Origin of the sequence: Pseudomonas sp. HMWF006 (genome assembly GCF_003061205.1) — a bacterium.
Taxonomy (GTDB): Bacteria; Pseudomonadota; Gammaproteobacteria; order Pseudomonadales; family Pseudomonadaceae; genus Aquipseudomonas; species Aquipseudomonas monsensis.
The window spans coordinates 996-1649 of sequence record NZ_QAIU01000644.1 but is presented as its reverse complement, the minus strand read 5'-3'; the positions used below and the strand labels follow the sequence as shown (position 1 = coordinate 1649).

At 64.4% G+C, this 654-nt stretch carries 1 protein-coding gene; it reads right to left on the bottom strand.

Annotation, left to right across the window (positions count from 1 at the left end; translation table 11 throughout):
* Positions 1-654 (bottom strand): Hpt domain-containing protein (locus tag DBR24_RS34470; protein ID WP_256591986.1); only part of this gene is annotated, 654 nt, incomplete at both ends.

Below are 654 nucleotides of genomic sequence, written 5' to 3'. Positions count from 1 at the left end.
CGCCAGGCGGTCATGCCCGCGCTGGACCAGTGCGAACAGTTCCGCCGACGGCTGCAACGCCCCGGTGGAAAGGCTTTCGTAAAGGTATTCCAGCTCATGGGCGAGGTCGCCGATCGGACCGATCTCGACCATCCGTGCACCGCCCTTGAGGGTGTGCAGATCGCGCAGCAGGGTTTCCACTTCCTGGCGATTGCCCGGTTCGGCCTGCCAGCGCAGCAACGCCGCGCCAGAGTTTTCAATGATGTCGAAACCTTCTTCGAGGAAGATTTCCAGCAGCTCCGGATCGTGTGCGGCACTGTCATGATCCGCCGTCGGTAACGGCGCTTCGCCCAGCGGTTGCCCCTGACGCAGCTCGCGAATCGCGCCGATCAGTTCCTGCGCCGGGCTCAGCGGCTGATGGCTTTGCAACTGGTCCAGCAGCAACGCCAACTGCGCGTGGCTCTTGAGCAGTAACTGGCCCAAGGCGTCGCTGTGGCTGTAGCGGCGATCCACCAGACCTTCGTAAAGACTTTCCAGCTCCTGGGCCAGATCTGCGATGGCCGCCACTTCGGCCATGCGCGCGCCGCCCTTGAGGGTGTGCAGGTCGCGCTGCAATGAGGACAGCGGTGCGGCGTTGTCCGGGTCGTTGAGCCAGCGGTGCAAGGCTTGTCCGGC